The organism is Pseudomaricurvus albidus (genome assembly GCF_018863235.1).
Lineage (GTDB): Bacteria > Pseudomonadota > Gammaproteobacteria > Pseudomonadales > Cellvibrionaceae > Pseudomaricurvus > Pseudomaricurvus albidus.
Genome location: NZ_JAHKRS010000008.1, coordinates 45,446 through 57,518, shown reverse-complemented (window position 1 = coordinate 57,518; position 12,073 = coordinate 45,446). Strand labels below are relative to the sequence as shown.

16 protein-coding genes are annotated in these 12,073 nt (G+C 52.4%); 5 read left to right on the top strand and 11 right to left on the bottom strand.

Annotation, left to right across the window (positions count from 1 at the left end):
- Window positions 1-24: 24 nt before the first annotated feature.
- Both KOI40_RS13365 and msrB read right to left on the bottom strand, forming a co-directional pair.
- Window positions 25-705: a DNA-3-methyladenine glycosylase I gene (locus KOI40_RS13365; RefSeq protein WP_216098038.1), complete on the bottom strand. Its 681-nt coding sequence runs from the start codon at window positions 703-705 to the stop codon at window positions 25-27.
- A gap of 34 nt (window positions 706-739) precedes the next feature.
- Window positions 740-1,165: a peptide-methionine (R)-S-oxide reductase MsrB gene (gene msrB, locus KOI40_RS13360; RefSeq protein WP_216098037.1), complete on the bottom strand. Its 426-nt coding sequence runs from the start codon at window positions 1,163-1,165 to the stop codon at window positions 740-742.
- A gap of 188 nt (window positions 1,166-1,353) precedes the next feature.
- On the opposite strand from msrB, the gene KOI40_RS13355 reads away from it, so the two are divergent.
- Window positions 1,354-2,568, top strand: coding sequence for a pyridoxal phosphate-dependent aminotransferase (locus KOI40_RS13355; RefSeq protein ID WP_216098036.1), 1,215 nt, complete (start codon window positions 1,354-1,356; stop codon window positions 2,566-2,568).
- 47 nt (window positions 2,569-2,615) lie between these two features.
- Complete coding sequence (locus tag KOI40_RS13350) at window positions 2,616-3,059, top strand: hypothetical protein (protein WP_216098035.1); 444 nt, start codon at window positions 2,616-2,618, stop codon at window positions 3,057-3,059.
- Window positions 3,060-3,069: 10 nt separating this feature from the next.
- On the opposite strand, the gene KOI40_RS13345 is transcribed toward KOI40_RS13350, so the two are convergent.
- Both KOI40_RS13345 and KOI40_RS13340 read right to left on the bottom strand, forming a co-directional pair.
- Window positions 3,070-4,032, bottom strand: a complete 963-nt coding sequence (locus KOI40_RS13345; RefSeq protein WP_216098034.1) for a class I SAM-dependent methyltransferase — start codon at window positions 4,030-4,032, stop codon at window positions 3,070-3,072.
- Window positions 4,029-5,201: an ATP-NAD kinase family protein gene (locus tag KOI40_RS13340; RefSeq protein ID WP_216098033.1), complete on the bottom strand. Its 1,173-nt coding sequence runs from the start codon at window positions 5,199-5,201 to the stop codon at window positions 4,029-4,031. Before KOI40_RS13340 ends, KOI40_RS13345 begins: the two co-directional genes overlap by 4 nt.
- Window positions 5,202-5,710: 509 nt before the next feature.
- On the opposite strand from KOI40_RS13340, the gene KOI40_RS18910 reads away from it, so the two are divergent.
- The gene (locus KOI40_RS18910) at window positions 5,711-5,893 is read left to right on the top strand and encodes a PA1571 family protein (RefSeq protein ID WP_369413187.1); all 183 of its coding nucleotides are present in this window, start codon (window positions 5,711-5,713) and stop codon (window positions 5,891-5,893) included.
- Window positions 5,894-5,922: 29 nt separating this feature from the next.
- On the opposite strand, the gene KOI40_RS13335 is transcribed toward KOI40_RS18910, so the two are convergent.
- The 4 genes from KOI40_RS13335 to KOI40_RS13320 are packed head-to-tail and all read right to left on the bottom strand — an operon-like array spanning window position 5,923 to window position 9,219.
- Window positions 5,923-7,113, bottom strand: a complete 1,191-nt coding sequence (locus KOI40_RS13335; RefSeq protein WP_216098032.1) for a 4-phosphoerythronate dehydrogenase — start codon at window positions 7,111-7,113, stop codon at window positions 5,923-5,925.
- Window positions 7,110-8,084, bottom strand: a complete 975-nt coding sequence (locus KOI40_RS13330) for a 5'-3' exonuclease (protein ID WP_216098031.1) — start codon at window positions 8,082-8,084, stop codon at window positions 7,110-7,112. Before KOI40_RS13330 ends, KOI40_RS13335 begins: the two co-directional genes overlap by 4 nt.
- Before the next feature lie 2 nt (window positions 8,085-8,086).
- Window positions 8,087-8,653 (bottom strand): elongation factor P hydroxylase, encoded by a 567-nt coding sequence (locus KOI40_RS13325; RefSeq protein WP_216098030.1) that lies wholly within the window; start codon window positions 8,651-8,653, stop codon window positions 8,087-8,089.
- Window positions 8,650-9,219 carry a gamma-glutamylcyclotransferase family protein gene (locus tag KOI40_RS13320; RefSeq protein WP_369413186.1) on the bottom strand — a complete coding sequence of 190 codons (570 nt, stop codon included), beginning with the start codon at window positions 9,217-9,219 and terminating at the stop codon, window positions 8,650-8,652. Before KOI40_RS13320 ends, KOI40_RS13325 begins: the two co-directional genes overlap by 4 nt.
- A gap of 151 nt (window positions 9,220-9,370) precedes the next feature.
- Here KOI40_RS13320 and KOI40_RS13315 point away from each other — a divergent pair, with 151 nt between their 5' ends.
- Window positions 9,371-10,069, top strand: a complete 699-nt coding sequence (locus KOI40_RS13315) for a hypothetical protein (RefSeq protein ID WP_216098028.1) — start codon at window positions 9,371-9,373, stop codon at window positions 10,067-10,069.
- A 204-nt stretch (window positions 10,070-10,273) separates the two neighbouring features.
- Here the strand turns inward: KOI40_RS13315 and tusA are convergent, their stop codons facing one another.
- Complete coding sequence (gene tusA, locus KOI40_RS13310; RefSeq protein ID WP_216098027.1) at window positions 10,274-10,516, bottom strand: sulfurtransferase TusA; 243 nt, start codon at window positions 10,514-10,516, stop codon at window positions 10,274-10,276.
- Between the two features lie 146 nt (window positions 10,517-10,662).
- Between tusA and KOI40_RS13305 the strand changes: the two genes are divergently transcribed.
- Window positions 10,663-11,091 (top strand): hypothetical protein, encoded by a 429-nt coding sequence (locus KOI40_RS13305; RefSeq protein WP_216098026.1) that lies wholly within the window; start codon window positions 10,663-10,665, stop codon window positions 11,089-11,091.
- A gap of 28 nt (window positions 11,092-11,119) precedes the next feature.
- On the opposite strand, the gene KOI40_RS13300 is transcribed toward KOI40_RS13305, so the two are convergent.
- Entirely contained in the window at window positions 11,120-11,758 is a 639-nt protein-coding gene (locus KOI40_RS13300) for an alpha/beta family hydrolase (protein WP_216098025.1), read from the bottom strand.
- Entirely contained in the window at window positions 11,751-12,071 is a 321-nt protein-coding gene (locus KOI40_RS18760; protein ID WP_216098024.1) for a YheU family protein, read from the bottom strand. The genes KOI40_RS13300 and KOI40_RS18760 overlap by 8 nt, the downstream gene beginning before the upstream one ends.
- Window positions 12,072-12,073 lie beyond the last annotated feature (2 nt).

Sequence of the window (12,073 nt, the reverse complement as noted above, 5' to 3'; positions counted from 1 at the left end):
TCGCCGCACCCGCCGCCAACATGCCTAGATGATGTCACTGTTGGTCGTAAACGAGATGATACGGCTGATTTCCGCCATCGGCCGGCCGCTTTCGGCATGCCACTGGTTGAATGCCTCCTGCACCTTCTGCAAATCCCGCTTGCTGGTTGGCAGTTTGTCGACAATACCCTCCGCTTTCAGCACATTCACCACATCATCGGTGAGCAGAAACCCGTCTTTTCCCACCATCCGCAAGAAACGGGATGCCGACTGACCTCCCAGCTGGGTGCCCTGCTTTTTCATCAGCACCCACAGATCGACAATATGCTCCACCGGCCAGTCAGCAACCATAGAACCAAAAGATGAATACTCCCTGGCAACATCCAGCACCCACACAGCATTTGCCCGCACGGCCTTAATTTTGCCAAAGTGGCGAATGATCCGGGGCTCGTGGGTCAAGGCCTCCAGCTCTTCATCAGACATCATGGCTACCCGGTAGGGATCAAAGCCGAAAAAGACTTCTTCAAAGGCGGGCCATTTACCATCCACCATGGAGTGCTTTAAGCCGGCACGAAAGATCCGACGGCTGATGTCCGACAAATAACGGTCATCGGTTAACTGCTTTAGCTGGTCCGGACTGCGCAATTTGGGCAGATTGGCTTCCACAGCCGCCTCGCCCCCCTTGTGCAGGACGGCCGTTTCATAAATCGAGTGAAATGTTCTCATGCTTTCAGCCTGGGGCTCTCCTTGACGGTCCTTCTCAGGACGCTCTTTCATCCGCAGGATCCAACTTCACGGAGGCCGAGTTAATACAATATCGCAACCCCGTTGGCGCCGGGCCATCGGGAAACACATGCCCCAGATGACAACCGCACTTGCTGCAGGTCACTTCGGTGCGAATCATCCCATGACTGGTATCTCGCTCTTCCGTGATCGCCTCTTCTGCCAACGGCTGGTAAAAACTGGGCCAGCCACAACCGGCGTCAAACTTGGTTTCAGACTCAAACAGCGGTTCACCACAACAGCGGCACAAATACTGCCCCGGCGTGGTGGTTTGCCAGTATTCACCGGTAAAAGCCCGCTCTGTGCCCTTCTCACGGCAGACGTGGTACTGCTCTGGAGTCAGTTTGTCCCGCCAGATTTCGTTTTGGCGGAGGTCATCGTTTTTTTCTGGGTGATCTGACATAATTCGGTCCGTTTATTCTTAATGACTTAAGGCGGCTTTCTCAGTAGCATCTCGCTCAGTTACATCTCGGCCCCGCAGATTCCGGGTTCAACCCTCTCTGACAGGATCTACCGCAATATACTGACAGCCAAAATTCGCAGGTAGCAGGCCTTAACCAATTTTTCGTTGACCGTACGATGGTAATGCAAATGCACAGCATTGAAAAATCTCACAAACTGGATGATGTCTGTTACGACATTCGTGGACCCGTTCTGGAACACGCCAATCGCCTGGAAGAAGAGGGCCACAAAGTTCTCAAACTGAACATTGGCAACCCGGCACCGTTCGGTTTTGAAGCCCCTGACGAAATCATTCTGGACGTCATCTACAACCTGCGCAACGCACAGGGCTACTGCGAATCCCACGGCCTGTTTTCAGCTCGCAAGGCGATCATGCAGGAATGCCAGCAAATGCGCGTACCTGGCGTCGAGATCAACGATATTTTTCTCGGTAACGGCGTCAGCGAACTGATTGTCATGTCCATGCAAGCGCTGCTGAACAACGGCGACGAGATGCTGATTCCGTCACCGGACTACCCATTGTGGACCGCAGCGGTGAATCTGGCCGGGGGCAACCCCGTGCACTACCAGTGTGACGAGCAGGCAGACTGGTTTCCGGACATCGACGACATCCGCTCCAAGATAACCGACAAGACCCGCGGCATTGTGGTCATCAACCCCAACAACCCCACCGGGGCGGTCTACAGTGAAGCGCTGCTGGAACAAATTGTTGAATTGGCCCGCGAGAAAAATCTGGTGATTTTTGCCGACGAGATCTACAGCAAGATTCTGTACGACGACACGGAATTTGTCCCCATGGGTCGACTGGCAAAAGACGTGCTGTGCATCAGCTTCAATGGCCTGTCTAAAACCTACCGCCTGGCAGGGTTCCGTTCCGGCTGGATGGTCATCAGTGGCGCCAAACAGCGAGCCAAAGGCTTTATTGAAGGTCTGGAAATGCTGTCATCCATGCGCCTGTGCGCCAACGTACCCGCCATGTATGCCATTCAGACAGCGTTGGGAGGATACCAGAGCATCAATGAGCTGATCCGTCCCGGTGGTCGCCTGAGGGAGCAGCGGGATATGGCCTGGAACAAGATCAACGACATTCCCGGTGTCAGCTGCGTCAAACCCAAAGGCGCCATGTACCTGTTCCCTAAAATTGATCTGAACATGCACAAGATTCATGATGATCAACTGCTGGTACAGGATTTCCTGATCCAGGAAAAAATTCTACTGGTCGAAGGTACGGCTTTCAACTGGAAAGACCCGGATCATTTCCGCATTGTATTCCTGCCCCGCGCAGATGAAATCGAAATGGCGATTAATCGCTTCGCGGAATTTATCGACCGCTACGCCCAATAATGCACTGAAAGCAAATGATGGCGCACAACCGCTGAAAGGAGCAGAACGTGGGCGATATTCATATCGATGATTTCTACAAGGACGCCGGAAAGATACTGGTGCAGCTGTACCGCTCCTTTCCGCGCAAGAACCTGCTATTGGTGGAAGACATCAGCGGACCGGACACCCCGGATGAATACGGCCTGCACAGCGAGCGCCATCAATCCTGTTTCGGTGCGGCTATCTGGCTGGCCGAATCCGGTTATCTGAGTTACGGCGAAACCATTCGCCAGGAGGGCATGGATCAGGTCATTCTGACCCACAAGGCGTTTACCCTGCTCTCTTCTACGGCAACAACACTGATTACCGATATTGATCCGCAGCTTCCCGCATCGGTGCTGGAAACCCAGCAGACCAATATCCATCAACTGCGCGAAGCCCTGCGTTCCGGCGATTCCCAACAGATCCGTCGCACGATGCACAACCTGTTTCTGCAATCTCAGGATCACTGAGAACAAGCGGTTACTCGACGTCTGCAGATGGCGGACAATAGCGAAAGTGCATCAGCTTCAACTGCTGATCCGGATCCGCATCGGGGAAATCCGCTGACGGTGTCAAACGAGAGACGAACTCACAGTCGGGACACTCATCCATCACCAGCTGCCGCAGAAAATCCTCTCCCAGCTCTGGCGCATTGAGACACAGCAGTACATCCCCGTCGCGAGCCATAAATTCCGGCAAGCGACGCACCAGCTTGCGATAGTCCTGACTGGCAACAAAGCTGCCTCGCTGAAAACTGGGCGGATCAATGATCGCAATATCGTAGGGCCCCGGGCGACGAATGCGCCCCCAGGACTTGAGTATGTTTTCCTGTAAAAAGCGAATCGGGTCGGTCGGCAAATTGTTCAAGCGATGATTTTCCCGTCCCTGATTCAGCGCGCCACGACTCATATCAACATTGACGACCATACTGGCACCGGCCTGCTGCGCCACGACTGAAAAGGCACAGGTATAAGCAAACAGATTGAGCACTCGCTTACCCGCTGCCCGCTGCTCCAACCATTCTCGGCCGGGCTCCATATCCAAAAAGAATCCGGTGTTCTGACGCCCGCCCAACTGAATGGTGAATCTGGCTGAACCTCGCTGAGCGCAAATGTTCTCCGGCAACACACCCCACACACATTCCGACGGTGAATCCTGCAGGTAACGACGCTGCACCAAGACCGCCTCAAGCCCATAAACCTGAGCCAGAGCAGTCACCTCAGCAGTCACCTGTTCTTCAAATTCAACGTCTTCGTTTGGCTTGAAAAAAGTCACCCACAGAACCGGGGCATAGAGATCTACTGTTACCTGCTCATAACCGGGATAAACACAGCCCCGGCCATGAAACAAACGCTGGGAATCCAAACCTGTGGATGACCCCGACTCCTGTTTTTCCGTTGCCGCAGCTAAAGCCTGTTGCACTTTTTCTTTCAGTATACTCACTGGGTCAACTCCCCTGCGGAGTCCGAATCCTCAAAATGCGTTCCCAGCGGGTAGAGTATTTGATCGTGATAACCGGTGATTACCGGAATATAACCTCGCCAGGCCTTATCCAACTCAAGATCATTGCTGTCCATCAGCAGCGGTCGACCCGACAAGGCCTTGATTTTACTTTTGGTGGCTAACACCCAAACGTTTTCCCTTCCGGCCCGCATCAACACATTCGGGGTTAATTGCTGATTGCCGCGGCCAATCAATGAACCCTGGCCACCGGTAATGGACAAGATAATCACCACCTGCCCCTCAAAGTCCTGCAGCAATGCTTCCAGTTGCTGACCGGACAGATCTGCAGCAACCAATGCCTCATTGCAAATCACATCGATCCCTAACAGGGTGTTGGGCAGCTGCAGCTCGTCCATCAAGGCTCTTGGCGTTGTGCCTGCACCCACCAAATAATAAACATCGGGTTCCAGTCTTTCGCGCAAATCTGCGGCGATATCATCCAGCACCAGCTCTTCTACCTCGCGTCCACCGTCTTTGGTGCTCTGCACAAAATGACCACACTCCGGCACCTGCATCTCACCATAGAAACGACTTTTCACCACACCCTGGCGAAAGGCAGACTCATCAATGTCACGCACTTCCTGCAATCGCAGATCCACCAGATCACCGGACATCATGGACAATACCACTTCAGCCGCCCCCTCCGGCGAGATCGCAAAGACACCGGAATGCATCTTCACACCCGAAGGAATACCCAGGACGGGCAGGTTTTCACCAACGGCGGCACAAATATCCCGGGCCGTACCATCCCCCCCCACAAACAACAGCAGATCAACTCCGGCTTCCATCAGCAGGCGAGCCGCGTGCTGTGTATCGGTTGCCAGACTGTCAGTCTCGCTGCAGGAAAACACCACCTGCGGATCAAACCCTGCCGCGCGAACTTCATCCTCTCCCATAGAGCCGCCGCAAGTGAGCACCGTCAGCATGTCACCCCCGGTAAGGTGCAACTGCTTGAGGCAACGTTGGGCACGTCCGGAAGCCCGACGCTCTGCTCCGCCGGCCAAAGCCTGCTCGACCAATGCGCGATCGTCACTGCCTTTCAGACCTGCCGGTCCGCCAATGCCCGACCAGGGGTTTACTATCAAACCGAGTGTTAAAGGGTTAGTCATCACTGCAGCCTTCACTAGCCAGCCTTACCACCGGCCAGAAATATGGAAATTGAATAAGATATCGCCCGCTGAATCCCGTCATAAGGCCGGCGCGCATTCTAACAAATCTCACTTGTTCTGTCGGCGCTCAGTACCGACACGGCGCTTTTTGGACGTGTTTCGCCTGACTCTACCAACCCCAAAAACGCACAACAATAGAACAAAAAATGGATCCCAAAGCAGTAATTAAGAATCAATCTTAACCAGCCAGCCCCCTAACTGTGCCTGTAATGCACCGTTCTGTCCCACAGAAAAGATTCTGTTATAGCTCACAAATTCTTATGCGTATTATTTCTAGGGAGTCGACTTGAGTCACAGCCCTGCTCGAGTTTTGATGGCTATACTGAATAACAGATGAACGGGATGCGCCTGACAATACTTAGCCAGCCGGCTAATGCTATTTGGCTATATGTAATAAAACTGTCACGGCGCAACTTTATAGTGGCCCCCAATGAAAACGCAGGTATCTCATGTTGAACCGTACCCCACACTCAGACACGCAAGACATCTCTGATGCTAAAGAAGTTAACTTCTACGGTGCGGCTATCGTTGACGATGACGGGGCTGAAATACCAATCACGGAGGAAATGATAGAACAGGCTCTATCACATCCTCAGGGCTCAGTAGGGACGGCTGCAGATAGCAGTCTCTGATGTTGCAAGGTTTTCGTTAAACTCTCCTCTCATATTGTTAGGTCAAAACCTAAAGTCGCCAGCAACTTGTTGAGCGACTTTTTTTTGTCTGCCGGAAAATTTTCGGAAGATAAATCGACTTGAAAACAGGGAAACTCCCGGCGCTTGGGATAATGCTTTCGCAGCTCATCAAACCCCTGAGCAAATGCTTGGGAAGATTGCTGGCATTCGTCGCCAAGCAGTTTGCTTCGCATGCGACGATCATCTTCTCCCACGTCGTAAGCTTGCAAAATGATTTGATTGACGGTGCTTTGCAAGATATCGCCAGAGTTGGGCATTTCATTGGGCAGTATCTTTTTAAAATCTGCGTTATCGTCCTGCAACAACTGTGACGATAAAACAGTTTCTTCACAGTTCAGCTGACGGCACAACGCACGATAGATCATGGCTGTGCCCTCGACCTTGCCGTCATAGCTGTAACCGGCAATATGTGGACTGGCCAAAGCGACCTGCTGCATTAATTCGATATCCAGATTTGGTTCTGGCTCCCAGACATCCAGCACCACCGTCAGATCATCACGCTGCTGCAGAACACGCTTGAGTGCCTGGTTATCGACAACCGGGCCACGGCCGGCATTAATCAACAGACAGCCCGGCTTTAGTTGTTGGATGCGGGCTTCGTCCAACAGATGATGACTGGGAAATTCACCACCGTGGGTCAACGGTGTGTGCATGCAAATCACTTCTGCATTGAGCACTTCATCCAGCCCGCAAAGATCGGGGTTGTCTTCTGTGGTTAAGAACGGGTCATAACAAACGACAGGAAGATTCAACGCCTTCAGGCGTCTGTACAAATGCCCCCCTACATTCCCACAGCCAATTATGCCAAAACTCGCCTGCAACCAGTCGGTTTTCACCTTGGCAAGAACACTGAATATATATTCCACCACCGAATTGGCATTACAACCGGGAGCACTGTGATAGGCAATGCCCTTTTGCTCTAAATACTCTACATCCAGATGATCAATGCCGATGGTACAGGTACCTACAAATTGCACTCTGCTTCCGGCCAGCAATGTTTCATTCACCGGAGTCACAGAACGCACCAGCAGCACATCGGCATTTTTTACCTGCTCGGCCGTCAGAGTGCGCCCCGGGTAGGTGCTCACATCCCCAAGGGTGGCAAAGAACTCTGAAACCAAAGGAATATTCTCATCGGCAACAATCTGTAAACGGGTCATAGGATATCCACTGCATTCAATTCAACCGGCTCATCAACAGCGGTCAACTGGTTAAACTTTTTCATCAAACCGGCTCCGAACCCCATTCGCAAACAAAAGTCTTCAAAGGCTGCTACATCAAGTTTGCCAAAATTCATCGCCAGGCTGGAGTAACCACCACCTTCAGTGACCCAGTCGACATCGGTGACTATGTCCGCCAAACAGCGAGACAGCACAATCTGCTCGGAATGATTCACGAGTTTTTCGGGCAACCCTTTAGCTCCACGAATCGGCAACTGTGGGAGCAGTTCGATATGTTCAAACAGAGCCTCAATGGAAGGTTGCCACTGTAAAAGTGTCTGCGCAGTTTTCTGTCCGATGCCTGGCACACCTGGAATATCATCCGACGTATCGCCGACCAATGCCAGGTAATCGGACAGCTGTTCTGGCCAGACACCAAACTTTTGAAAGATGTCGTCGCGATACAATTTCTGGTGCTGTCGTTCGTTCACGTAATCCCAGAGGTAATCCTGCGGCCGGAGCAACAACTGTCCCAGATCCTTGTCTCTGGTCAGAATGCCAACGCCCCGCTGTTCACCACTGCGCTTGATATCTTCCAGCAGGGTTCCCAAAAGGTCATCAGCTTCATAGGTATCACTGGCAAAGCTCGCGATACCCAACAGTTCGGTCACTTCACGGCAGGCGTACAACTGGAAAGCCAGCGCGTCGTCAGGCAGAGCCCGGCTGCATTTGTAATCGGGATAGAGTTCGTTGCGAAAACAACTGCCGAGACTTTCATCAAAACAGGCCGCCATCTGCGACGGTCGCTGCCGGGTCAGAAAGTTAAGAAGGAAGGCCGTATAACCATACACCGCGGCGGTAGGGTAATCCTCCTCAGAGAACCAGTTATCCGGCAGGGAAAAGTAGTAACGAAAAATATAGATGGACGCATCCAGCAAACAGATTTCGGAAGTTTGTGGCAACCTGTCCAACGTTAAAGCACCTCTCGCGGGTAGTATTCCGCCGTCAATGGCGCGCACAAGCCAGAGCGTTCAGCCAGCGCCTGAGTGAATCGATGGGCTCGATCCGGCAATCCCTCTGCACAATAGCGCTGCACTTGCTGAAAAATGGCATCTTTGAAGCCCTCACTCGCGCCCAGCTCCGCTTCCAGATTATCGGCACTGACCCGAAACCCGCGTCCGGCAGCAACAGAGAAAATCCACTCCAGAGCCTGAGGTTTGACTTCCACCTTTTCGAACAAAGCCTGTTGTTCCTCACTGCGTCCATCCGGCGCATACCAGTAACCGTAATCTTCCTGAAGACGCCTTTGCCGCCCTGCCACACACCAGTGAGCAATTTCATGCAGGGCACTGGCGGCATAATCGCGGGTGTAGATGATCCGATGAAACGACTCGGCACTTGATGCAGGAGAATAAAGCGGTTCAGCCGCACCTCCCACCAGTCGGGTGCGATGTGAGGACTCAAATACCTGATGAAAAACGGCCTCCAGTTCAAGGTGGTTTAACCCCACCCGATTCAGGGGCTTTTCAAACGCACTCATACTTCGCTCAGACTCCCGACAGCTTCCTGAGAGCCTTTAATAAGTTGATCAATATTTTCGACCTCGTCACAGCACAGTGTTTGCAGGAGTTCGTTGTAATACCCCTCTGTTAAGTAGGGCTTTCCGGCGAGCAGATGCTCAAGGTACCAGCGCTCAGGCATCAGGTTATCGCTGATCATCGCCCGGTTGGCCACGTAAACCCAGGCCGCAATCGGTCCCTCTGCGGTAGACACCGAGTAAATTTCACGACTGTAGAGCCTTGGAGAGCCCTCAAACGGATCCATCTTTATGATCTCACGCGGGCAGTCCAATTGATAAAGCACTCCCTCGACACGGCTCTGTGGCGCATACACCACATTGGCGTAGGACCTGTGAGGAGCGTCGGCAGCGCGCTTGTTGAAGGCCAACCCCAGCCCCTCAATGGTGCCTGACAGAGCCCGCTTGAAGCGCAGGCCGCGATCATTCATCCGTTCGGCGTTCATATTGGATCCGTACGCGAAATAATACTCAGACAAGCTGACACCCCTGTTATCGATAAAGATTATAAAAACGCAAAATAAATTCACCTCCAAGTATTGTGCTTTTGAAAAACAGCATATACCTTATGTAGTGAAGGTGTAGTAAAGATACATCCGCCTCAACGATCTCCCTTAAGCAGGCGCCTTGGCCAGTGTTTAAGGGGCAATTCTACCAGAGGCTTATCATGGAGGTGGTATTATGAAGACCTCAGTATCTGGCCACAACATGGATAACGTGGTCGATTTTTTCACCGGGCAGCCCTTTTCGGAACTGCAAAATTCACGCATTATCCGCCTTTCTCCGGAGCTCGACGGTTTGGAGATGCTTTACTCCAACGAAGCAAGCCCCGATAAACTCTTCAGTCTGAAGATCCTCTGCTGGGCCCTGCGCGCCAATGGCGAAGTCGTAGGTCTGGTTCCCTGGTTGGACGATATAGTCGCCGCACCGGAGATTCAAGACCCGCTAAACGGTAAGTGGGAAGGCTATTACGACCCGGGTATTGATGAGATCTTCTACGAAGGCCCAATCCACAAGGTTGTCGAACTCGAAACCGCTGCCGAGTACTACGACTTCCAGTGTGAAAACCCCAACGATGTACTGCAGGAAGTCCCCGATACCATCGGCACTCACGCGGTTCTGTCCGATAACGGTTTTCACAGCATCACACTCACAGAAGTTGTCAGCTGGCGCCTTCACCACGACGGTACCGTCTGCGGTATGCTTGCGGATCCTCAGAAAATCGAGAATACGCCCGTATTACCCGGTGACAGCTGCCTTTACCCTGCACAAAGCCGTGAGGAATTCCGTTATTTCTTTCAGCACCAGATCGCCAACAAGCTGAAAGCAGAAGACCCGGAAGCCCTGGCCGCCATTTCAACCCTTGTGGATGAAGTGTAACCCGTGAGCTGAAAAGCTCCGGCCGCTGCAGGCAACAAAACCCAGGCCGCCAGGGAGCCCCCTCTCTGGCGTGCCCTGCCGACGCCGTAATGAATTCAGAACTCTATCAATACGGGATTACGCTGCCGGGCTTTCGGTCGCCTGAAACTTTGGTCAACTGAAACCTGTGTCACGGGCAAAAAAACCCCGCTTAATCTCAGGTCGCTATTTTTTGCGAATCCAATAGCAGTAGTTCATCGCCTCGCCATCAACCACTTCTGCTTCGAGCAACTCGTGTCCTAAGAACTGGCAAAACTTCGGAATGTCTCGTTCTGTCGAAGGATCTGTAGCAACCACTTTAACCACCTCCCCGCTTTTTGCATCTCGTATTGCTTTGTGTAAAAGCATTACAGGCTCAGGGCAGGTCAGCCCGGTGGTATCGAGGTTATGGTCAAAGGTCTGTGTCATAGTGGTAAAGTCTGTATAAATTTAACCAGCATATAAAAACCCAATTGCTACACTTAAGGCAACTCGGAAAGCCATTTCTTCCGAAATTTTCGGTGCAAACCACTCACAAACACACAACCCTTGAATGTTGGCGGTAGGGGATATGCATGATGATGGTTGTCAATAATAACGGTAAAGCCAGACCGGATCTGTTCAGTCGCGGATCACTGGAACTGACTTTTCGCCTGTTGAGAGATCAAAACGCACAACTGGCTCTTGAAGTGCAAAACTTACTCCAGGGACAAAAAGCAGAGCCGCAAGCGATCCGGCAAACCTATTCTACCGATGATCCATTTTACAAAGCCCGTCGCTTTCCATCAGACCCGGCAGCCGATCACTTTTACGTGACACTCAGCCCCCAGAGCGTAGGCAAAGTCGTAGATACCCTTACCCGGCTGGGACAGGAGCTTCTGGAGAGTTCTTGCCGGGGCAATGGCAAATTGCTGGTCATCAAAACGTTGATGAGAGACTGGATCAATCTGGCGGAGTGGATCATATTGCAGGTGGATACACCACCCAGCCAGAGCTGCCATTAACTCTGACCGCAAGAATTTCTAATCCGATCTAGAAGGATCGAGTACGGATAAATTCCGCAATGGCATCCGCCGCCTGTTTCAGGTGTTGGTCATGAGTAAAGCCGGAACGGACTCTCGGCTTCAGGTCGTGATCACCATCTTCCAGCCAGCACAAACGGATAGAGTCCGACAGTTCATAACCTGCCACCTCTTCCTGTTTACCCAGTGCATCGCGCGTGCCCTGTACAATCAGCACCGGTGCCTCCAGAGACTGCAAATGCTCGGTGCGGGTTTTTTCCGGTTTTGAGGGCGGATGAAACGGGTACCCAAGGCAAACACAGCCCTGAACCGGAAGCTCATCCACCAGCATCGACGCCATACGCCCACCCATGGATTTGCCACCAATAAACAAGGACTCTCTATTGCCCAGCTGCTCAATCACCCGCCGCCAGTGATCCAACAATACCGGCTGTCGGTCCGGCGGACGTTTCTTGCCGCCATTGCGACGCTGCTGCATATAAGGAAATTCAAAGCGGATGACTCCAACACCCCGCTCTGCCAGCAGTGTTGCCATGGTCTCCATAAAGTCACTGTCCATTGGCGCACCGGCACCATGAGCCAGCACCAGACAGGGTGATTCAGGTCCAGTGTGAAGCCATTCGGACAGATCTGCGATCCTCTCAGTCATCGTGGTACACATCCTGATTAAAGCCGAAGTCATCGGGTTCAGCGGCCTGCCCGGTGGTAAAGTCACCATCGAGCATCTGCTGATATTCCCGCTCGGCCTTGTCGGCATCACGTCGGGTTTTGATACTCACACTTTCCAGTACCGCATCAAACACAACCACCACTTCGCCGTTGGCCAGTTGAGTTTTTACCTGCTCAACCTTGTCCGACAGGGAAAACTCTACTTCCCCATAATCCGTACCTTCACGGGTAATAAACTCTTCAATCAAGCCGTGCACCGCATCGGTGGATAGCTTTTCTACAGGAATAATCAACA

Bases quoted from the DNA above. Each gene is read 5' to 3' on its own strand.
- KOI40_RS13365 (WP_216098038.1), bottom strand. From the start codon at position 705: ATGAGAACATTTCACTCGATTTATGAAACGGCCGTCCTGCACAAGGGG.
- msrB (WP_216098037.1), bottom strand. From the start codon at position 1,165: ATGTCAGATCACCCAGAAAAAAACGATGACCTCCGCCAAAACGAAATC.
- KOI40_RS13355 (WP_216098036.1), top strand. From the start codon at position 1,354: ATGCACAGCATTGAAAAATCTCACAAACTGGATGATGTCTGTTACGAC.
- KOI40_RS13340 (WP_216098033.1), bottom strand. From the start codon at position 5,201: ATGACTAACCCTTTAACACTCGGTTTGATAGTAAACCCCTGGTCGGGC.
- KOI40_RS18910 (WP_369413187.1), top strand. From the start codon at position 5,711: ATGTTGAACCGTACCCCACACTCAGACACGCAAGACATCTCTGATGCT.
- KOI40_RS13335 (WP_216098032.1), bottom strand. From the start codon at position 7,113: ATGACCCGTTTACAGATTGTTGCCGATGAGAATATTCCTTTGGTTTCA.
- KOI40_RS13325 (WP_216098030.1), bottom strand. From the start codon at position 8,653: ATGAGTGCGTTTGAAAAGCCCCTGAATCGGGTGGGGTTAAACCACCTT.
- KOI40_RS13315 (WP_216098028.1), top strand. From the start codon at position 9,371: ATGAAGACCTCAGTATCTGGCCACAACATGGATAACGTGGTCGATTTT.
- tusA (WP_216098027.1), bottom strand. From the start codon at position 10,516: ATGACACAGACCTTTGACCATAACCTCGATACCACCGGGCTGACCTGC.
- KOI40_RS13305 (WP_216098026.1), top strand. From the start codon at position 10,663: ATGATGATGGTTGTCAATAATAACGGTAAAGCCAGACCGGATCTGTTC.
- KOI40_RS13300 (WP_216098025.1), bottom strand. From the start codon at position 11,758: ATGACTGAGAGGATCGCAGATCTGTCCGAATGGCTTCACACTGGACCT.